Here is a 19987-nt window from a genome sequence, read left to right on the forward strand (position 1 = left end):
ACTGGTCCTTGGCGTGCAGGGGAGCAAGCGTGACAAGTGATGATGTGCGGGCCATTGTGGAGGCGAGTCGCAGCAGCAGCGATCGCTTTCACCGTTTCGTTTTTGAGGGCCTGATCAGCGGTAGGTGGTTGCGGGATGCGCCGCGCCTCTCCGAGGCCGAGTCCGCAGAGCTCCTTCTTCAATTGCGCAACTGGGTTGCGCAAGCATCGATCAGCGACCCTCTCAGTCAATTGCGCTTGCTCGCGGTTCGCCGCGCCATCCGCTCCATTGCCAGTTGCCTGCATTGCGACCCGGTAGTATTTATCGCCGGCGCGCTCAAGCTCGCCGGGCCGGCGCCTTACACATCGGTCACGGCTTTACCTTACTGGAAACAGCGCAAGCTGGCTTTGCTGGCCGATGCTACCTGCGTCACGCCGGCAGCGTTGCAACAGTGGGCCGACAAGGACATGCAAACGGCCGCGCTGTTTGGCATCGTCGCGCTGGATGACGAGCCGATGGAGGCCGAGCGCGCCGCCAGCCTGAACCATCTGGCGGAGTGGGTCGTCCACTTGCCCCCAGTCGATTTCTTTCCAGGCATGTTGCAGCAGCTGCAAATGTCGGCGTTCGCCGTCAGCTATCTGAACACGGACGCCAAGCACCGCGCCAAGCGTGCGATCGTGGCGCAGGCCTCGCACATGCTGCGCCAGATTGTCCCACGGCCGGCGGCCATCGTGCCCGCTGCCGTCAAACCACGCCTGACCGTGGTATCCGAATTATTCTTTCCGCAGCATGCGATGTACCGCTGCTATGCGGAAGCGATCGCCGAGCTGCAAACGCGCTTCCACGTAACCCTGTTGGCCGACCTGCCTACCAGGTGCCCGGAACATGCGACGATTGCCGATGAAGTCAGCTATTTCCCGCCCGAAGAGCGCGACGTCGCCGTGCTGGCGCAGCTGGTGCAGGCGTCGCGTCCGGACGTCATCCTCTACCCGAGTGTGGGCATGTGCTTGTGGACGTTCTCGCTGTCGCTGTTGCGGCTGGCGCCGTTGCAACTGGCCTCGGTCGGACATCCATCGCCAGTCTGCAGCGACACCATCGACGGCACCGTGGTGTTCGACAAACTATTGCCCGATCCATCGGAAGGTTACGGTACGCTGATCACCTATGGCCGCCAGCCGCTGCCGGTGCCGCCTGCCGGCAGCCGCGTGCAGGATGCACAGGACGTGGGCACGGCGCCCGTGATTGGCGTCAATGCCGCCTTCATGAAGCTGAATGCGGATTTCCTCGACATGGTTGGGCAGATCCAAGCGGCCGCACCGGCGGGCACGACGCTGCGCTTCTTCCCCAATCTGCGTGGCGGCGCGAAAGTTGCGTTCGAATCGCGCCTGAAGCAAAAGTTCCCCGATGCGCTGGTGTTCGAAACGACGAGCTACGCCGACTATATGCGCGAGCTGGGCGAGTGCAGCCTGGTGTTGCAGAGCTTTCCGTTTGGCGGCACCAACACCGCCATGGATGCCTTGAGTCTCGGCGTGCCCCTGCTTTGCTACAAGGGCCGCGACCTGTCGGCGCTGGTCGATCCGTTGCTGCTGGAAACGGCGGGCCTGGCGGAGTTGTGCACCACCAGTCATGCGGACTACCGCGACACGGCCGTGCGGCTGCTGCACGATGCGGTCGGCTTGGCCCAGCTTGCGCTGCGTGTCAAACAAGCATTTGCCCTGCTCGATGTCGCCGCCAAGACGGGAGGCAGTTCGATGGCCGATGCGATCTACGACGCGTGGTCTGCCCGCAGTGGCGCCTGAGCACCGGCCATGTCCACTACCGCTTTTTATTCCCCTGGAGAATTTGCCTTCACGGCCGCGCTGGAGCACCATTGGGAGCGCATCTACGCGGAATTCCTGGCGGTTGAGCACCAGCTGAGCGACTATGTCGAGCGCAAGCTTTACGATGAGGGTTGGCAAGTGTTCGGGCTGTGGAACCTGCCGCACCGCGAGCCGCTGCAAGGTATGCAGAGTCGCTGCCCCTTCACCTATGCCTTGATTGAATCACTGATTCCTTCGCATGGTGCGGTGGCGTTTTCCGTATTACAGCCCGGCACGGTGATTAAGCCGCACACCGGTGCGCCGGGACAGTTCTTGCGCTGCCACCTTGGACTCGAAGTGCCGGACGGCGATTGCGCCCTGACGGTGGGCGGCGAAATCCGCGCCTGGGATGCCGGCCGCGCGCTGGTGTTCGACGACCGGCTCGAACACGCAGCCTGGAACCGCACTCCGGCGCGTCGGGTGGTCCTGCTCCTCGATTTTTTGCCATAAAAAATGCCGCTTGGCGTAAGTCGCGATGTCGGCAGATGAAAACCCGTAAGATGTAGGCCTTGCGGGGTTTTTTATGGTGGAGCGGGAGCGACTATGCTACAGACGTTGGATGTGGACATTGCGACGATAGAACAGATCAGCGCGGTGCCGACGATATTGCAGGCGGTGTCCGAACTGACCGGGCTGCGCTTTGTCTGCATCGCGCGGGTGACGGCCGACACCTGGCATACCTGCGCCGTGCTCGACAAGCTCGGCTTCGGGCTGAAGATCGGCGACGCGCTCGATGTGACCACCACGCTGTGCGAGGAGGTGCGCGACACGGACGCCGCCATCATCATCGATTCGGTGTGCGACAGCGAACGCTATCGCGACCATCACACGCCGAGGATCTACGGCTTTCAAAGTTATTTCTCGATTCCCTTGCACCGTCCCGGCGGCGAGTACTTCGGCACGCTGTGCGGACTCGATCCGGAAAAGGCCGAACTGACGCGTTCGGCCACGAGCAACACGCTGGTGCTGTTCGCGGAACTCATCAGCCGCCAGTTGGCGAGGGAGGTGGTGCTGGATGAAGCCCAGGCGGCGCTCAGCGATGAGATGAGGACGTCCAGGATGCGCGAGCAATTCATCGCCGTGCTGGGCCACGATATCCGAACGCCGCTGAGCACGCTCATGAACGGCACCCAGATCCTGCGCCACCACGCGCCGGCATCGCTCACGCCGCTGCTCGACACCATGCAGCGCAGCAGCCAGCGCATCGCCGCGCTGATCGACGATGTCACCGACTTCACGCGCGGCCGCATGGGCGGCGGCATCGCGCTCGACCTGCGTCATGAAAACCGTCTCGAACGGCCGCTGCAGCAGGCCATCGATGAGCTGCGCAACGTGCACCCGCAGCGCGAGATCATCGCCGACATGCCGACCGGCGTGGCGCTGCTGTGCGATGCGCCGCGCATGGTGCAGTTGCTGTCCAACCTGCTCAAGAACGCCATCGTGCACGGCAGTGCGTCGTCGCCCGTGGTCGTCAAGCTGAGCGTGTCGAACGGCATTGTCGAACTGTCCGTCACCAATACCGGGCAGCCGATTCCGGACGAGGTCCAGGCCCAGCTGTTCAAGCCGTTCTGGCGTTCGGACAGCAGCGGCGGCCAGGGTTTGGGGCTGGGGCTGTACATCGCTTCCGAAATCGCCATCTCCCACGGCGGCATGCTGGAAGTGGTGTCGTCCGACAGCGCCACCACCTTTAGCTACCGCGCCCGCACCGGCGACTTCATCGAACGCCGCGCGCTGGCGCGCTGATATCCTTTTCGATATCGATGAAGCTGAAAAAGTTATTGGTTTCTAGCTAATTACCGCACTACAGTCTCTGCACTGGCTAAATGTTATCGCAAACATTTTTAGCCGCTATAACATGGAGACTAACATGCGAGATGAAAAGACCGGCCGGACAGGTCGTGCTGGAAAATATTGCGCGTTGATGCTGGCGGCGGTTTTGCCGGTTTCTGCCGGCGCCGCCGAGGCGCCGCAGCAGGCCGAAACCGAGGCCCGGGCGCTGGTGGGCAAGCTGACGTTCGACGAAAAAATCGAGCAGTTGCTCAACGTGGCGCCGGCCGTGCCGCGTCTCGGCATTCCGGCCTACAACTGGTGGACCGAATCGCTGCACGGCGCGCTCGGGCCGGTGCCGACCACCAATTTCCCGGAACCGATAGGCCTGGCCGCCAGCTTCGACGCGCCGCTGGTGCAGCAGGTGGCCTCGGCCATCGGCGTCGAGGTGCGCGCGCTGCATACGCTGGGCCGCGCCACCGGGCATCTGGGCAAGATCGGCACCGGTCTCAACACCTGGTCGCCGAATATCAACATCTTCCGCGACCCGCGCTGGGGACGCGGCCAGGAAACCTACGGTGAAGATCCGAAACTGACGGCCGCGCTGGGCGTGGCCTTCATCCAGGGCATGCAGGGGCCGAATCCCGACCTGCCGCACGTGGTGGCAACACCCAAGCACTTCGCCGTGCACAGCGGCCCGGAATCGACGCGGCACTATGCCGACGTGTTCGTCACCCCGCATGACCTGGAAGACACTTATCTGCCGGCCTTCCGCGCCGCCATCGTCGACGCCAAGGCCGGTTCCATCATGTGCGCCTACAACCGCATCAACGGCCAGCCGGCCTGCGGCAGCGAGCTGCTGATGAAGCAGTACCTGCGCGGCGCCTGGGGCTTCAAGGGCTACGTGGTATCCGACTGCGACGCCGTCACCGACATCTCGGAACAGCACAAGTACGCGCCCGATCCGGCCGCCGCCGTGGCCGTCGCGCTCAAGGCCGGCACCGACAACGAGTGCAACACCAAGACCCTGGGCGACGTGCCCAACCTGAGCGCGCGCTATCGCGAAGCGTGGCAGCGCGGCCTGATCGGCATGGGCGATATCGACCAGGCGCTGGTTCGGCTATTCTCGGCGCGCTACCGCAACGGCGACCTGGCCGGTTTGCCGCAACGTGACGGCAAGCCGGTGCCGGTCAGCGCCATCGGCAACGCCAAGCACCAGGAGTTGGCGCTGGAGGCGGCCATCAAGAGCCTGGTGCTGCTGAAGAACGACGGCGTGCTGCCGCTCAAGCCGGGCCTGAAGCTGGCGGTGATCGGCCCGCTGGCCGACGCCACCCGCGTCCTGCGCGGCAATTACTCATCGACGCAATCGGCGCCGCCGGTGTCGGTAGTGGATGGCCTGCGCCGCGTGCTGCCGCAGGCGCAGGTGCGGCTGGTGGCGGCGGCGCCGTCGATCACCGACGGCGACCCGGTGCCCGCCACAGCCCTGCGCACGCCGGACGGCAAGCCCGGCCTGCGCACCGAATACTTCAACAGCAAGGATGGCAAGTACGACAGCAAGCCAGTGGTCACCAGCATCGAGCGTGGCCTGGAGTCGCATGCGCTTGAGCTGAAGGCGGTGGAGGACAAGCACAAGGTCGTCTGGAGCGGTTACCTGATGGCGCCGGAGAGCGGCATGTACCGGCTCGGCGTATCGGGTGTCAAAGGCAAGCTGTCCGTGGGCGGCAAGCCGGTGGTGGAGGCACTCAACTATTCGCAATGGGCCGAGCCGCTGCAGTTGAGTGACGTGCGGCTGGAGAAAGGCCAGCGTTATCCGCTGGAGTTTTATGTGGAAACCGGCGGCACCGGCGTGCCGGGCCTGTTCTGGAAGCGTGTGTCCACCAATGAGGAAGCCGACCTGAAGGCAGGCGCCGCCGATGCCGATGTGATCGTCGCCGTGGTGGGCCTGACCTCCGAGCTTGAAGGCGAGGAAATGGCGATCAAGGTGGAAGGCTTTTCCGGCGGCGACAAGACCTCGCTCGACCTGCCGGCCGACCAGCGCCGCCTGCTGGAGCGCGCCAAGGCGCTGGGCAAGCCGCTGGTGGTGGTGCTGATGAACGGCAGCGCGCTCGACCTGTCGTGGGCCAAGAACAACGCCTCGGCCATCGTGGAAGCGTGGTATCCGGGCCAGTCCGGCGGGCTGGCGGTGGCCAATGTGCTGACCGGCCGCGCCGATCCCGGCGGCCGCCTGCCGCTGACCTTCTACCGCAGCCTGGACGACCTGCCGCCGTTCGACGATTACACGATGAAGGGCCGCACCTACCGCTACTACAGCGGCACGCCGGTGTACGCCTTCGGCGCCGGCCTCAGCTACACGACCTTCAGCTACGCGCCGCTGCAGGTGGCGCCGGTGGATGGCGCGGCCGAAAACGGCGTGGTGGTCACCACCGAGATCAGCAACACCGGCAAGCGCGCCGGCGACGAAGTGGCCCAGCTCTACCTGACGCCGCCCGGCTTTGAAGGTGCGCCAAGGCTGGCGCTGCGCGGCTTCCAGCGCGTGTCGCTCAAGCCTGGCGAACGTCGGCAGATCAGCTTCCGTCTGCTGCCGCGCGACCTGAGCTTTGTCACCCGCGACGGCGCTCGGCAACTGATCCCCGGGCAGTACAAGCTGAGCGTGGGCTCGGGTCAACCGGGTGCGGGCGTGGCAGGGCAGGACGCCGTGCTGGTGCTCAATCGTAGTGTGGCGCTTGAACAATAACAGGAGGAGACCATGCAAAATAAACTAGCCATCGCGCTGGCAGTGTGTGCCCTGATCGGCACGCCCGCCATGGCGCAGAACGACAAGATGACGCCGATCGTGGCGCCGGCCCAGCCCAACGCCATCAAGCTGAACACCGGCGCGCTGCCCGGCGCCACGGTGCAGGAAAGCTGGCACAGCCAATACGGCAGCGTGTTCGCGCGCAACGTCACGGAGGCCACGCTGACGCCGTTCCTGCCCGATCCGGCCAAGGCCACCGGCGCGGCGGTGATCGTGGCGCCGGGCGGCGGCTTCCGCACACTGTCGATGAACAACGAAGGCTGGGATGTCGCCAAGGCGCTGGCCGACCGTGGCGTGGCCGCCTTCGTGCTCAAGTACCGCCTGGTGCAGACGCCGAAGGACATGGACGCCTTCAACCGCGCCATGGCCGAGATGTTTTCCGGCGGTGCGCGCGCCGCGCGCGAGCCGTCGAAGGAAAGCCCGGCGGTGACGTTCGCGCCGCAGATCGCCGACGCCCGTGCCGCCTTCGCGTTGGTGCGTGCGCGTGCCGCTGAATGGAAGGTGGACAGCGACCGCGTCGGCATGATCGGCTTTTCCGCCGGCGCCATGCTGACCATGGCGACCGCGCTGCACGGGCAGGACGCCAGGCCTGCCTTCATCGCCAACATCTACGGCCCGCTGGCGCCGGTCAAGGTGGAGGCCGATGCGCCGCCGCTGTTCGTGGCGCTGGCCGCCGACGATCCGCTGTTCGGCAACATCGAATACGGCCTGGTCGACAGCTGGCGCAAGGCCAAGCGGCCGGTGGAGTTCCACCTGTACGAGCAGGGCGGGCACGGCTTCGGTATGTATCCCAAGACCACCACCAGCACCGGTTGGTTCGACGCCTACGCCCGCTGGCTCGACATGCACGGCTACCTGAAGAAGAAAAGCTAACGTTGGGGCGCGGTGCGCGGCAGCAGCATGCGCACCGTGGCGCCGGCGCCGGGCGTGGAGTCGATGGTGATGCGGCCGCCCATGATGCCGGTGACGATGTTGTAGACGATGTTCATCCCCAGCCCGGTGCCGCCCTGGCCCATCTTGGTGGTGAAGAAGGGATCGAATACGCGCTTGAGCACATCCTCGCTCATGCCGCAGCCGTCGTCGCTGAAGACCAGCTCGATGGTGTCGCCGTCCACCGCGTCCGCGCGCACCGTGATGGCGCCGCCGGCCTGCTGTTCGAAGGCGTGGCTCAGGGTGTTGTTGATGAGGTTGTTGAGCACCTGGTACAGGCCGCCCGGATACGAGTCCAGGCTCATCTCGGCCGGGATCTGCAGCACCACTTCGCATGGCACGCGGCGCAGGCGCGGCATGTAGGTGGCGATGGTGTCGTGCACCGCCGACAGCAGGTTGAACACGCGCCGCTGGTCGTTGGTCTGGTCCACCGCGATCTGCTTGAACGAGGAGATCAGCTCGGCCGCCTTGTGCAGCGATCCGGAGATCAGTTCGCTGGCCATGCGTACTTCCTCCAGGTGCGCCGTCAGCTCGGAGCGGCGCAGCGCGCCGGCGACCACATGACGGTCGAACTCCTGCACGCGGTCGCGCAGCGCGGTCGAGGCCAGCAGGCTGTTGCCGATCGGCGTGTTCAGTTCGTGCGCGATGCCGGCCACCAGCGATCCAAGCGAGGCCATTTTCTCCGATGCCAGCAATTCATCCTGGGTGTGCTGCAGCGTTTGCAGCGCCGTGCTGAGGTCGGCGTTGGCGCGCTCCAGCGCCGCCGAGCGTTCACGCACCCGGCTTTCCAGCGAGACGTTGAGGTCTTTCAGTTCGCGCTTGGCGTTCAGTTCTTCGGTCAGGTCGAGCAGGGCCCAGATGATGGCGCCGTTGCCGTCCAACGTCAGCGAGGACGACCAGATCGCCACGCTGCCGACGCTGCCGTCCGGCAGCAGCACGCCGGCGATGGCGCCGTGCACCGCGCCCTCGTCGCGGTAGATGGCCCAGATGCGCTCGCGCTCCTGGGTGCTGGCCCAGAACGGCACTTCGTCGCTGCGCTTGCCGATCAGGCGGTCGGCGCCCTGACCGAAGGTGTGCGTCAGCGCGCGGTTGGCGGCGACGATGCGGCCGTCGCGGTCCGATACCGTCAGCGGCAACGGCGCCATGTCGAACAGGGTCTTGAAGCGCGCCTCCGATTCCGACAGGCGCTGCTGCGATTGCTCCAGCGCGGCGATGCGTTCGCGCAGCGCCGCGCTCATGGCGTTGAGCGCGCGCGTGAAGACCGCCAGTTCGTCGTCGCCGTGCACCGGCAGCGCCTTGCTGTAGTCGCCTAGCGCGATCTGCTCGGATTCTTCGGTGAGCGCCTCCAGCCGGCGGCCGATGCCGCGCGTGAAGACGTAGAACATGGCCATGGCGGCGCCGAAGCCGATCAGCGAGATGATGCCGGCCTGCAGCAGCACTTCGTCGCGCGCGCGCTTCAGGTCGGTGGTGGTGAGGCCGAAGTTGATGCTGCCGATGCGGTTGTCGGCCAGCAGCAGCGGCGAGCGCGCGTGCAGGGTGGCGTCGCTGATGATGGTGCGCACGCCCTTGAAGCTGGTGCCGCCGCCTTGCTTGAGGAGGGCCGGCAGCGCCATGTCGCGCTTGCCCACGGCGATGATGGGCTGGTCGTTTTCGTCGAGAATGGTGAGGTAGCGCAGGAAGCTGTCGTCTGGGTCGGACAGCATTTCGGCCAGGTAGCTGTTCAGCTCGGGCAGGCGGCCGCGTGTGGCGTAGGGACTGAGGGAGAGATTGAGCGTGACCGCGTATTCTTGCGCCACCCGCTCGGCGTTGGTGCCGACGGCGTGGTTCATCAGGCGCAGGCTGTTCCAGACCAGCAGGCCGACCACCAGCGCTTGAATAATGGCGCTGAGCAGCAGGAACTGCGCGCGTAACGAAAGACTCAAAACGTTCACTCCTTGTTGGCGAAGCCAGGAGCACACGCGCCTGCCGCGCGGCTGGCGCGGCAGGCTGGCAGGACGACCTGGATTAAGGCAGGGTCAAGATTACTTTGACGGTATCGTCAACTGCCGACTTGTCAATATACCCGATTGCTTTCGGATCGGCAGCAACTGCTTTCTTCACCTCGGCGCTGCTGGCGTACTCTTTCGGCGGCGTGGCTTTGCCGGTGAACACCAGCTTGGACCACAGCGCTTTGACCTGGGCCGCGTCCTTGTCCGCTACCTTGTGATAGAACTCGTTGCGGATGGCCGAGCCGTCGGCCTGGTCGACCGGCGTGAACAGGTTCGATTTACCGAGGAAGAATTGCGAAGCCTGTTCCGAGAACATGCGGGTCGCTGGATTCTTCTGGCTGACGATGACGACGATTTCGGCCGCCGAAGCGGGCAGGGCGGCAACAGCAAACGCGGCCAGCAGCAGGGTGGACATCAGATTTTTCATAGCGCCTCCCTAATCAGAATACGAAGTCGAGCGCAGCGCCGACGACGGTGACATTTTTCTTGATGCCGGCGGCCGGCGCGAAGATCAGCGCACCCGATTTGGTGCCCGGCTTGATGCGGTCGACCTGCACTTTCAGCGCCATCGACTTGGCGAAGTCCCAGCGCACGCCGATCAGGTCCGACTTCTGCTCGGCCGAAGCCAGCACGTTGTTGACGGTGGCCGCCAGTACGCCGGCTTTCGGGAAGGTGGCCGGCAGCGCGACCGAGTGGCCGGCATCGCTGTAGGCGGCGTGCGAGTAGTACGGCAGCACTTTGCCGATGCGGTAGCCGGCCATGGCGTACCAGGCGTTGGTGTCCGGGATGTAGACGGCTTCCTTGGCGCGGCGCTGGGCGTACTCGGCCTGCACCACGATGTTGTGCCAGTCCATGGTGGCGCCGAACGAGGTGAAGGCGATCTTCTTGCCCTGCACCAGGCTGATGTCGCTGGCCAGTTGCGTGAAGCCGATGCCGCGCAGGGTGTTGGTCAGGTTGTTGATCGGCGTCAGGTCGTTGGTCTTGAGGTCGGCGCGGGCATGGCTGATGCGGGCCGTGAACGGGCCGTATTCGCCGCTGAAGCTGATGCCGGCGGCCGGCGCGCGATAGGTGGCGACGGTGTTGCCGTTGGCCACGAACAGCTTGCCGCGGCTAGTGCCGATGAAGGCCTGGGTGGTGAAGTTGAAATCGCCGAAGGCGTGCTGGTAGTTGATGTCGGCGCCGTCGACGTTTTCAATCGGAGCCTGGGCGTACATCTCGATCGGCGGACGCATCATGGTGTTGGCGTAGCCGACGTTCTGGTAGTCCGAGATCAGGAAGATCGGCATGACGACGCGGCCGACGCGCACGCTGGTCTCGTCGTTGATGCGGGCTTTCAGGAAGGCCCAGGTCAGGTCGGTGGTGAAGGTCGGGCTGGTGTTCTTGCGGGTCAGCACCTGCGCGGTGCCGGACAGCCAGTCGTTGATTTTGTACGTTGCTTGCAAACCGAGGTTGCTATCGAGGCCGATGCGGGCCTTGTCGCCCACGCCTTCGGCCTGGTTGTAGCGCGCGAACTGGCCTTCGTCGAGGTTGCTCTTGGCCGCGCCCAGCGTGCCGAAGCCGCTGATGCTCAGGTTGCCGTCGTCCATGGCGCCGGCTTGCGCCTGCAGGGACGCGGTCGCAGCCAGTACGGCAGCTACTAAAAGTTGCTTTTTCATGTGTTCAGTCCTAGGGGAGTTATCGTTTGTCTGAAGTTTTGCCGTCTTTGCGGCTCTTGCAATGCAGGGATGGGGCATTCATTTATTAACATAGACGAATTTCCCCAGAGCATGAAATAGAAAAACGTTAAACCGTACGGTAGTGCTAATTATTGTGGTTTTTATGCAAAAAACCGTGCATAAACAGGGGGTTGTACGATATCCCTCCAGTGAATTTTTAATAAATTTACTGTTCTGTCATGGCTGCAACCGGCGGTATCAGGGATTACAATAGCGGCTCCTCTTTCCACCCACGAGATCACGAATATGGCCGTCAATTCCCCCCTGCCCATTGCCTCCGAACTGAAGCCGGTCTCCGGCGTCGAAATCGGCTTTGCCGAAGCCGGCGTCAAGAAGCCGAACCGCAAGGATGTGCTGGTGATGAAACTGGCGCCGACCGCCACCGTGTCCGGCGTGTTCACGCTCAACCGCTTCTGCGCCGCGCCGGTGCAAATCGCCAAGGCGCACCTGGCCGCCGCGCAAACCAGCGGCAAGCCGATCGCCGCGCTGCTGGTCAACACCGGCAACGCCAACGCCGGCACCGGCGAGCTGGGCCTGTCGCTGGCGAATGAAACCTGCGCCGCGCTGGCCGCGCAGCTGGGCGTGGATGCGGCGCAGATTTTGCCGTTCTCGACCGGCGTGATCCTGGAGCCGCTGCCGGCCGCCAAAGTCATCGCCGGCCTGCCGCAAGCCATCGCCGGCCTGAAAGCCGACAACTGGTACAACGCGGCCGAAGCCATCATGACCACCGACACGCAGCCGAAAGCCGGCTCGCGCACGGTGACCATCGGCGGCCACACGGTCACCATGACCGGCATCTCCAAGGGTGCCGGCATGATCAAGCCGAACATGGCCACCATGCTGGGCTACCTGGCGCTGGACGCCAAGGTGGCGCAACCGGTGCTGGACCAGCTGGTCAAGCACGCCGCCAACCAGTCGTTCAACTGCATCACCATCGACGGCGACACCTCGACCAACGATTCCTTCATGCTGATCGCCACCGGCGCCGGTTCGTTGGAGATCACCTCGGTCGACCAGCCTGAATACGCCGCCCTGCGCGACGCCGTGACCGAACTGTCGCTGTTCCTGGCACAAGCCATCGTGCGCGACGGCGAAGGCGCCACCAAGTTCATGAGCATCATCGTGGAAGAGGGCGCCAACGTGGATGAGTGCCGCAAGATCGCTTACTCGATCGGCCACTCGCCGCTGGTGAAGACCGCCTTCTTCGCTTCCGACCCTAACCTGGGCCGCATCCTGGCAGCGATCGGTTATGCCGACGTGGACGACCTCGACGTGTCGAAGCTGAACCTGTACCTGGACGACGTGTGGGTAGCCAAGAACGGCGGCCGCAATCCCGACTACAAGGAAGAAGACGGCCAGCGCGTGATGAAGCAGAGCGAGATCACCGTGCGCGTGAAGCTGGCGCGCGGCGCGGCGGCGGCTACCGTGTACACCTGCGACCTGTCGCACGACTACGTTTCGATCAACGCCGACTACCGTTCGTAAGATGGCGACGCCTCTTGAACAATTCCTGGTGCGCGCCGAGGCCTTGCTGGCGCGCGTGGAGGCGGTGCTGCCGCAAGCCCCGCGCGAACCGGACTGGAAACTGGGCTTCGCCTTCCGCTGGCGTCAACGCAGCAATGGCGCGAGCTATTTGCAGGCGGTGACGCACGTGTCGCAGATCGCGCTGGACGACTTGCAGCACATCGGCCCGCAGAAGGAGCAGATCGAGCAGAACACGCGCCAGTTCGTGCAGGGCAAGCCGGCCAACAACGTGCTGCTGACCGGCGCGCGCGGCACCGGCAAGTCTTCGCTGATCAAGGCTTGCCTGAACCAGTTCGGCAAGGACGGCCTGCGCCTGATCGAGGTGGACAAGGCCGACCTGGCCGAGCTGCCGGACATCGTCGACATCGTGGCCGGCCGGCCCGAGCGCTTCATCATCTTCTGCGACGACCTGTCGTTCGAGGAAGGCGAGAGCGGCTACAAGGCGCTGAAGGTGGCGCTGGACGGCAGCATCTCGGCGCAGTCGGACAATGTGCTGATCTACGCCACCTCCAACCGCCGCCACCTGCTGCCGGAACGCATGTCCGACAACATGAGCTACAAGCATGACGAAGACGGCGACCTGCATCCGGGCGAAACGGTGGAAGAGAAGATCTCGCTGTCGGAGCGCTTCGGCCTGTGGCTGACCTTCTATCCGTTCAAGCAGGACGACTACCTGGCCATCGTCGGCCACTGGCTGTCTTCGCTCGGCTGCACCGAAACGCAGATCGAGGCGGCGCGCGCCGACGCCTTGCGCTGGGCCTTGCAGCGCGGCTCGCGTTCGGGCCGCGTGGCGTGGCAGTTCGCCAAGGACTACGCAGGGAAGCTGGCATGACCAAGCCTGTCGATGTAGCAGTAGGCATCCTGGTTAAGCCGAATGGGGATGTGTTGCTGGGCCAACGTCCAGCAGGCAAACCGTATGACGGCTACTGGGAATTCCCCGGTGGCAAAGTCGATCCGGGCGAGACCATCCTGCAAGCCTTGAAGCGCGAGTTTGTCGAGGAGCTGGGCCTGACCATCCATAGCGCCGAGGAGTGGTGCGGCGTGGAGTACGTTTATCCACACGCGCATGTGCGGCTGCATTTCTACATCAGCCGCGACTGGTCGGGCGAGCCGCAGAGCCTGGAAGGGCAGGCCTTCGCCTGGCAGGGCACGGTCGGCGTCGAGCCGCTGCTGCCGGCCACCATTCCCCTACTGGAATGGCTGGAACAGGTGCGTTACCAGGCCTGAAAAAATATTTGCATCGCGCTGCATCCAAACGGCGCGCTGGCGGGTAGTACAGGTATCAGCCGCGATGTCGCGTGCTGATCCCTTACACCCGACCAGGAGTCCGTCATGCAAACATCCCAAACCACTGTTGTTGCCGCAGCCATTGCCACCGCGCTGATGCTGTCCGCTTGCGCCGGCATGTCGAAGTTCGACCAGCAAGGCTTGCCTGCCGCCGTGCAGGTGCCGACCGGCCATCGCGTTGCCATGGAAACCGTTGGCGCCGGCGACATCACCTATGAATGCAAAGCCAAGAAGGATGTTGCCGACCAGTTCGAGTGGACCTTCATCGGCCCGGATGCCGTGCTGAGCGACCGCAGCGGCAAGGCCGTCGGCAAATACTTCGGTCCACCGGCCACCTGGCAGAGCAACGACGGCTCCAAGCTGACCGCCACCCAGTTGGCCGTTGCGCCTGCTGGCGCCGGCAATATTCCGTATCAACTGGTGAAAGCCAATCCGTCGGTGGGCAGCGGCGAGATGTTCGGCATCAGCCACATTCAGCGCGTCGCCACCAAGGGCGGCGTGGCGCCGGCCGCACCGTGCGCCGCAGCCAATGCCGGCAGCAAGCAGAAGGTACAGTACCAGGCTGATTATATTTTCTGGAAGGCAGCATAACTGTCGCTATAATCGGCCGATGCCCAACGCGCCCGAGCTGTTCGACTACAACGCTGTGCTGGCCGCCTGTGCCTTGGGCGACCAGCAGGCCTTGCACCGCCTGTATCAACAGGACGGGCGACATCTGCTCGGCGTGGCGCTGCGCATCGTGCGCCGGCGCGATGTGGCGGAGGATGTGCTGCACGATGCGTTCGTCAGCATCTGGCACAAGGCCGCAAGCTTCGACTCGGCGCGCGGCGCCGGCCGTGGCTGGATCTACAGCGTGGTGCGGCATCAGGCGCTGAACGCCTTGCGCGGCAGCGAGCGCGAGGTGCAGGCCGATGCCGACATGCTGGATGCCTTGCAGGAGGAGCACGCCGATCCGGTGATGGAACAATTCGAACTGCAGGCCAGCATGGGACGCTTGCAGGATTGCCTCGAACATCTCGATAGCGCCAAGCGCAACAGCATCGTCTGCGCGTATGTCGACGGCTGCAGCCACAGCGAAATCGCGGCGCGCCTGAACGCGCCACTGGGCTCGGTCAAGGCCTGGCTCAAGCGGGGCCTGGTCGCATTGCGGGAGTGCATGGGATGAACGAAACGCCCGAACAATTACAGCAGTTGGCCGGCGAGTACGTGCTCGGCACGCTGCCGGCCAGCGCGCGGCGCGAGGTCGAGCAGCGGCTGGTGCGCGAGCCGCAGTTGCGTGCAGAGGTCGATGCGTGGGAAAGTCGCCTGCTGCCGCTGACGGCGCTGGCGCCGGAAGTGGAGCCGTCAGCACGCCTGTGGCCGCGCATCGCCGGCAGCGTGAGTGCTGCAGCCGCCCCCGCAGCCCCGACGTCCATGCTTGCGGCAGGCTGGCGTCGCTGGTGGGACGATCTGCGTCTGTGGCGCGGGCTGGCCGGTGGCGCGGTTGCTGCCAGCCTGGCGCTGGGCGTGACTTTGCTGATGCGGCCGCCCGCACCGCAGGCGGCGTATATGGTGGTGCTGGCCGCGCCGCAGGATCGCGGCGCCGGCTGGGTGGTGCAAGCCAGCATGAATCGCCAACTGACATTGACGCCGCTGCGCGGCACGGTGGTGCCCGACCGCAAGGCATTGCAGTTCTGGACCAAGGCGCCAGGATGGAGCGGGCCGGTATCGCTGGGACTGGTGGAATCCAACCGCTCGCTCAAGCTGGCGCTGGATACCTTGCCGCCGGTGGAAGAGGATCAGCTGTTCGAAATCACGCTGGAACCGGCAACCGGCTCGCCAACCGGCAAGCCGACCGGGCCGGTGCTGTACATCGGCAAGGCCGTGAAGGTGATGTAAGGCGGATTATTCCTCGTCGAGAGGATCTTTCGGCGGAGCGACCGGAATCACATACTTTTCCTCGGCCCAGGCGCCGAGGTCGATCTTCTTGCAGCGATCCGAGCAGAACGGGCGAAACTTGTTTTCCGGCTTCCACTCGACTTTGGCGGAGCAGGTAGGGCATTCAACTACAGTGGTCATGATGATTGGTCAGAAGTTACAAAGCGTGAGCTCGAATGGTACATCATCTTCCAAAGGCTTGGGTTTCAGGTCGCCGCCCTGCGAGGTGAAACGCACCCACAGCATGTACTTGTTGGCCGAAATCTCGGGGATCGCGCCCATCGATTCATCCAGCGTCAGGCGCAGCATCTGATACACCTTCCCCTGCAACATCTGCTGATAGCTGCCGGCCACGGCGATCATCTTGACCGGGCCGCCCGAATCGCGCAGCAGGCGCAGCACCAGGGCCAGCGCGTCGAACAGCGGCGCCAGCGGCGCGAACCAGGTGACGATGTCGTTGAAGCGCTGCTCGGCGGGACGCTGCTGCCAGGCGTAGTAGGACGGCAGGTCGAATTCGCAGGCGCCGCCCGGAATGATGGTGCGGCCGCGTATGCTCATCAGCCATTCGTTGTCGCGCACGTTCTGGCCGGTCTTGCCCTGGGCCGCGACCAGCGCGCCGCTGACGCCGTCCAACTCATTGAGGATGGCGTCCAGCGTTTCGGCCTGGACGTTGGGATTCATGCGGTAGCCCAGTAGCGTTTGGCGCTGGCGCTCCAGTTCTTGCAGCAGATCGGATTTTAAGTCGGCGCGGCCGGCAACTTCGAGCATGTCGAAAATAGTGGCCAGCGCAACGTGGTGTTGCATCGAATGTTCTTGATGCACAAAGAACTTGAATTTCTCGTACAAATCCTCCAGGCGCAGCAACGTGCGGATGCGCTCGTTGAAAGGATATTCGTAGACGATCAAAATAACATCCCTCTATAGATGGACTTGCAAAGAATTCTCGTGATTTTGAAGCAAGCGAAGCAAAATTACAAACGTTGCGAAGGCATTATTGCCTTTCTACGCCAAATTACCAGCGAATTTGCAGATAAATGGCGTGCAATCGATCCACTTGGGCTTCCAGCGCATCGATTCCTGCATTATTGACAATGACGTCATCGGCCGCCGCCAGACGCTCGGCCCGGCTGACCTGGGTCGCCATGATGGCGCGCACCTGGGCCTCGGGCAGATGGCTGCGCGCCATCACGCGGGCGATTTGCACGTCTTCTGGACAGTCTACTGCCAACAGGCGCGCCACGCGTGCACGCCAGGTGCCCGATTCGATCAGCAGCGGCACGGCATAGATGACGTAGCTGCCGGTGGCGGCCGCCCCGGCGGCAAGCGCGGCGTCGCGGATGCGCGGATGTAGGATGGCTTCCAGCCTGGCCTTGGCGCCGGCGTCGCTGAACACCAGCTGGCGCATGCGCGCGCGGTCCATGGCGCCGCTGGCGTCTGCGAACTCGGGGCCGAATTCGGCCACGATGGCCGGCATGGCGGGACCGTGCGGCGCCGTCATGCCGTGGGCGATCACGTCGGTATCGATGATGCTGGCGCCGCGCGCGGCAAACATGTCGGCCACGGTGCTCTTGCCGCTGCCGATACCGCCGGTCAGGCCGATGGCAAAGGGCTGCTTGCCGGCTGCGGTCATGGATGCATGATGCTGTTGGTGAAGGAGGACAACGGGCCGCCGTACAGCAGGGCGATCAGGCCGGCCGCCGCCAGGTAGGGGCCGAAAGGAATCGGGTTGTTGCGGCCGCGCTTGGCGAACACAATCAGGCAAATGCCGACCACCGCGCCCACCACCGAGGACAGCAGAATGATGGTCGGCAGCATGGCCCAGCCCATCCACGCGCCCAGCGCCGCCAGCAGCTTGAAGTCGCCGTAGCCCATGCCTTCCTTGCCGGTGGCCAGCTTGAACAGCCAGTAGACCGCCCACAGCACCAGGTAGCCGGCGGCGGCGCCGATCACCGCATCCTGCAGCGGCACGAAGGTGCCGTTCACGTTCAGCAGCAGGCCGGCCCACAGCAGGGGGAAGGTCAGGTCGTCGGGCAGCAATTGGGTATCGGCGTCGATGAAGGTCATGGCGACCAGGGAGTACAGGAAGAACAGCCCGGCCAGTCCGGCGTAGCCGCTGCCCAGTTTCCACACCACCAGCGCCGACAGCACGCCGGTCAGCAGCTCCACCGCCGGATAGCGCGGCGAGATCGGCGCCTTGCAGTTGCTGCACTTGCCGCGCAATACCAGCCAGCTGACCACCGGGATGTTTTCCGCCGCCGTGATCTGGTGCTGGCAATGCGGACAGGCCGAGCGCGGCACCACCAGGTTGTAGCGCTCCGTGTGCGGCTCCGGCTTGCCGCTTTCGGCGGCCACGTAGTTGTCCGACTCGCGCTGCATCATGATGGGCAGGCGGTGGATCACCACGTTCAGGAAACTGCCGAACAGCAGGCCGAACAATCCGGCGATCAGGCTGATGGCGAGGTCGCCGGCGGGGGCGAACAACAGGGTCGATTGCAGCATGGGCGTCGATAATCTTAAATAGTCACGGACTCATATTAAAGCATTACAGCAACATCGCGGCTGCTTTTTCCAATTGCACTATCCCGTCGGGGGGATAGCAAAAGCGTGATGACAATGGCAAGGTGAGTACTCGAAATCTTGCCCGGAGCCCGTCCTTGTCGTCGTTTCCCCAGACACCGTTGTTGTTGATGCTCGGGCTGTTGCTGGCATGCCTGGCATGCGTGGCACTGACGGCCACGTTTGTGCTGTGCCTGCGCCGCGTGCGGCGCGCCTATGGCGCCCGGCTGCGGCTGCTGGCCGAGCGCGAGCGAGTGGCCACCGGCCTGCACGACACCCTGCTGCAAAGCATGCAGGGCATGATCCTGCGCTTCCAGGGTGTGAGCCACCGGCTGGCGGCCGACAGCCCGGAGCGCGCCACCATCGAGCACATTCTGGACCAGGCCGACGAGGTGCTGGCCGAGGGCCGTCACCAGATCCTGGCGCTGCGCATGCCGGTGGTCTACGGCGACAACCTGAGCCAGGCGCTGGCCGCCATCGGGCAGTCGCTGCAGGAAAACTTCGACACCCGCTTTCGCATGGTGGTGAGCGGCGAGCAGGCCGCCATCAAAGGCGATCGGGGCGAAGAGATTTACGCCATCGTGCGCGAGGCGCTGTACAACGCCTTCCAGCACGCCCAGGCCGGCAACGTCGAGCTGGAGCTGGCGTATGGCTGCGAGTTTTTCGTGGTCTATGTGCGCGACGACGGCAAGGGCATGGAGCAGCCGCCGCGCGGCTTGGCCGGCATGCGCGAGCGCGCCGGGCGGCTGGCCGGCACGGTGGATGTGCTGAGTCTGCCGGAGCAGGGCACGGAAGTGATCCTCAAGGTGCCGGGCCAGATCTGTTACCAGGCGCCGTGCAGGCCGAGCCTGCGGCACCGGCTGCTGGCCTGGCTGGGCCGCACCGAAACCCAGGGCTAGCTGGCCAGCGGCCGCGACCGGCTGCGCACGCCGATGATGCCGCGACCGAGCGCGATCAGCACGGCGTGGGTGCGGTCGTTGGCCCGTAGTTTGGCCATCAGGTTCTTCATGTGGACTTTCACGGTTTCCTCGGCGATGCACAGCTGGCGGCCGATCAGGCGGTTGCTCTTGCCCAGCGAGGCCAGCTCCAGCACCTGAATCTCGCGTGGCGTCAGCGTATCGCCGGGCTGTTGGCGTGCCACCGCCTGCACCAGCAGCGGCGGCACGTGGCGGCGGCCGGCGTGGACGGCGCGCATGGTGTCGAGCATTTCCAGCCGCGCCGCGCTCTTCAGCAGGTAGCCGGCGGCGCCGGCCTTGATCGCGCGCATCACCAGCGCATCGCCTTCGTAGGTGGTCAGCACGATGATGGCGGCGTGCGGGAATTCGTTGCGGATGATCTGGGTGGCTTCCACGCCGTCCAGGTCCGGCATCTGGATATCCATCAGCACCAGCTGTGGCCGCAGGCTGCGGTACAGCGACACGGCCTCGCGTCCGCCGGGGGCCTCGGCCACCAGCCGGAACGCGGGATCGCTGGCCAACACGCTGGCGATGCCCTGGCGGAACACCGGGTGGTCGTCCGCCGTCATGACGGTGATCGGGGCCTGCTCCATAAGGTAGCGTTGCGGTGGAATGGAAAGCATTACAGTGCCACAGCAGGGGCGCTTTTGCTATAACTCCGTGGGGGTATAGGCAATTACCATCGTACAGGGATGGCAGGTGGGAAGCTGGCTAT

Annotated in this window: 20 protein-coding genes; 12 read left to right on the top strand and 8 right to left on the bottom strand. The window is 64.6% G+C overall.

Annotated features, from left to right (window positions below; genetic code table 11):
- The first annotated feature begins 236 nt into the window (after window positions 1-236).
- From ACXZ1M_RS18825 to ACXZ1M_RS18845, 5 genes are all read left to right on the top strand, one after another.
- A complete protein-coding gene (locus ACXZ1M_RS18825; protein ID WP_459049170.1) occupies window positions 237-1778 on the top strand; it encodes a tetratricopeptide repeat protein in 1542 nt (513 codons plus the stop codon).
- 9 nt (window positions 1779-1787) lie between these two features.
- Entirely contained in the window at window positions 1788-2288 is a 501-nt protein-coding gene (locus tag ACXZ1M_RS18830; RefSeq protein ID WP_459049171.1) for an aspartyl/asparaginyl beta-hydroxylase domain-containing protein, read from the top strand.
- Window positions 2289-2381: 93 nt separating this feature from the next.
- On the top strand, window positions 2382-3581 hold the full coding sequence (locus ACXZ1M_RS18835) for a GAF domain-containing sensor histidine kinase (protein WP_459049172.1): 1200 nt from the start codon (window positions 2382-2384) through the stop codon (window positions 3579-3581).
- Between the two features lie 124 nt (window positions 3582-3705).
- Window positions 3706-6339 (top strand): glycoside hydrolase family 3 C-terminal domain-containing protein, encoded by a 2634-nt coding sequence (locus ACXZ1M_RS18840; RefSeq protein WP_459049173.1) that lies wholly within the window; start codon window positions 3706-3708, stop codon window positions 6337-6339.
- 12 nt (window positions 6340-6351) lie between these two features.
- The gene (locus ACXZ1M_RS18845; protein WP_459049174.1) at window positions 6352-7272 is read left to right on the top strand and encodes an alpha/beta hydrolase; all 921 of its coding nucleotides are present in this window, start codon (window positions 6352-6354) and stop codon (window positions 7270-7272) included.
- Here the strand turns inward: ACXZ1M_RS18845 and ACXZ1M_RS18850 are convergent.
- The 3 genes from ACXZ1M_RS18850 to ACXZ1M_RS18860 form a co-directional block, all read right to left on the bottom strand.
- Window positions 7269-9260 carry a sensor histidine kinase gene (locus ACXZ1M_RS18850; protein WP_459049175.1) on the bottom strand — a complete coding sequence of 664 codons (1992 nt, stop codon included), beginning with the start codon at window positions 9258-9260 and terminating at the stop codon, window positions 7269-7271. The genes ACXZ1M_RS18845 and ACXZ1M_RS18850 overlap by 4 nt on opposite strands.
- A 73-nt stretch (window positions 9261-9333) precedes the next feature.
- The gene (locus tag ACXZ1M_RS18855; protein ID WP_459049176.1) at window positions 9334-9744 is read right to left on the bottom strand and encodes a type 2 periplasmic-binding domain-containing protein; all 411 of its coding nucleotides are present in this window, start codon (window positions 9742-9744) and stop codon (window positions 9334-9336) included.
- Window positions 9745-9757: 13 nt separating this feature from the next.
- Window positions 9758-10972, bottom strand: a complete 1215-nt coding sequence (locus ACXZ1M_RS18860; protein ID WP_459049177.1) for a porin — start codon at window positions 10970-10972, stop codon at window positions 9758-9760.
- 306 nt (window positions 10973-11278) lie between these two features.
- Here ACXZ1M_RS18860 and argJ point away from each other — a divergent pair, with 306 nt between their 5' ends.
- From argJ to ACXZ1M_RS18890, 6 genes are all read left to right on the top strand, one after another.
- Window positions 11279-12517 (top strand): bifunctional glutamate N-acetyltransferase/amino-acid acetyltransferase ArgJ, encoded by a 1239-nt coding sequence (gene argJ / locus ACXZ1M_RS18865; RefSeq protein ID WP_459049178.1) that lies wholly within the window; start codon window positions 11279-11281, stop codon window positions 12515-12517.
- Between the two features lies 1 nt (window position 12518).
- Complete coding sequence (locus ACXZ1M_RS18870) at window positions 12519-13388, top strand: ATP-binding protein (RefSeq protein ID WP_459049179.1); 870 nt, start codon at window positions 12519-12521, stop codon at window positions 13386-13388.
- Window positions 13385-13783 (top strand): 8-oxo-dGTP diphosphatase MutT, encoded by a 399-nt coding sequence (gene mutT, locus ACXZ1M_RS18875; protein WP_459049180.1) that lies wholly within the window; start codon window positions 13385-13387, stop codon window positions 13781-13783. Before ACXZ1M_RS18870 ends, mutT begins: the two co-directional genes overlap by 4 nt.
- A 105-nt stretch (window positions 13784-13888) precedes the next feature.
- Window positions 13889-14434 (top strand): DUF3455 domain-containing protein, encoded by a 546-nt coding sequence (locus ACXZ1M_RS18880; RefSeq protein ID WP_459049181.1) that lies wholly within the window; start codon window positions 13889-13891, stop codon window positions 14432-14434.
- A gap of 19 nt (window positions 14435-14453) precedes the next feature.
- Window positions 14454-15008: a sigma-70 family RNA polymerase sigma factor gene (locus tag ACXZ1M_RS18885; RefSeq protein ID WP_459049182.1), complete on the top strand. Its 555-nt coding sequence runs from the start codon at window positions 14454-14456 to the stop codon at window positions 15006-15008.
- Window positions 15005-15721, top strand: coding sequence for an anti-sigma factor (locus ACXZ1M_RS18890; RefSeq protein WP_459049183.1), 717 nt, complete (start codon window positions 15005-15007; stop codon window positions 15719-15721). Before ACXZ1M_RS18885 ends, ACXZ1M_RS18890 begins: the two co-directional genes overlap by 4 nt.
- A gap of 6 nt (window positions 15722-15727) precedes the next feature.
- On the opposite strand, the gene ACXZ1M_RS18895 is transcribed toward ACXZ1M_RS18890, so the two are convergent.
- From ACXZ1M_RS18895 to ACXZ1M_RS18910, 4 genes are all read right to left on the bottom strand, one after another.
- On the bottom strand, window positions 15728-15901 hold the full coding sequence (locus ACXZ1M_RS18895; protein ID WP_459049184.1) for a DNA gyrase inhibitor YacG: 174 nt from the start codon (window positions 15899-15901) through the stop codon (window positions 15728-15730).
- A 9-nt stretch (window positions 15902-15910) separates the two neighbouring features.
- Window positions 15911-16666, bottom strand: coding sequence for a cell division protein ZapD (zapD, locus tag ACXZ1M_RS18900; protein ID WP_373990699.1), 756 nt, complete (start codon window positions 16664-16666; stop codon window positions 15911-15913).
- A gap of 106 nt (window positions 16667-16772) precedes the next feature.
- Window positions 16773-17390, bottom strand: coding sequence for a dephospho-CoA kinase (gene coaE, locus ACXZ1M_RS18905; protein WP_459049185.1), 618 nt, complete (start codon window positions 17388-17390; stop codon window positions 16773-16775).
- On the bottom strand, window positions 17387-18259 hold the full coding sequence (locus ACXZ1M_RS18910) for a prepilin peptidase (RefSeq protein ID WP_459049186.1): 873 nt from the start codon (window positions 18257-18259) through the stop codon (window positions 17387-17389). The genes coaE and ACXZ1M_RS18910 overlap by 4 nt, the downstream gene beginning before the upstream one ends.
- A 155-nt stretch (window positions 18260-18414) precedes the next feature.
- Between ACXZ1M_RS18910 and ACXZ1M_RS18915 the strand changes: the two genes are divergently transcribed.
- Window positions 18415-19215, top strand: coding sequence for a sensor histidine kinase (locus ACXZ1M_RS18915; protein ID WP_459049187.1), 801 nt, complete (start codon window positions 18415-18417; stop codon window positions 19213-19215).
- Here ACXZ1M_RS18915 and ACXZ1M_RS18920 read toward each other — a convergent pair.
- Complete coding sequence (locus ACXZ1M_RS18920) at window positions 19212-19895, bottom strand: response regulator (RefSeq protein WP_459049188.1); 684 nt, start codon at window positions 19893-19895, stop codon at window positions 19212-19214. The genes ACXZ1M_RS18915 and ACXZ1M_RS18920 overlap by 4 nt on opposite strands.
- Window positions 19896-19987: the final 92 nt, after the last annotated feature.

This window comes from Duganella paludis, from assembly GCF_054461335.1.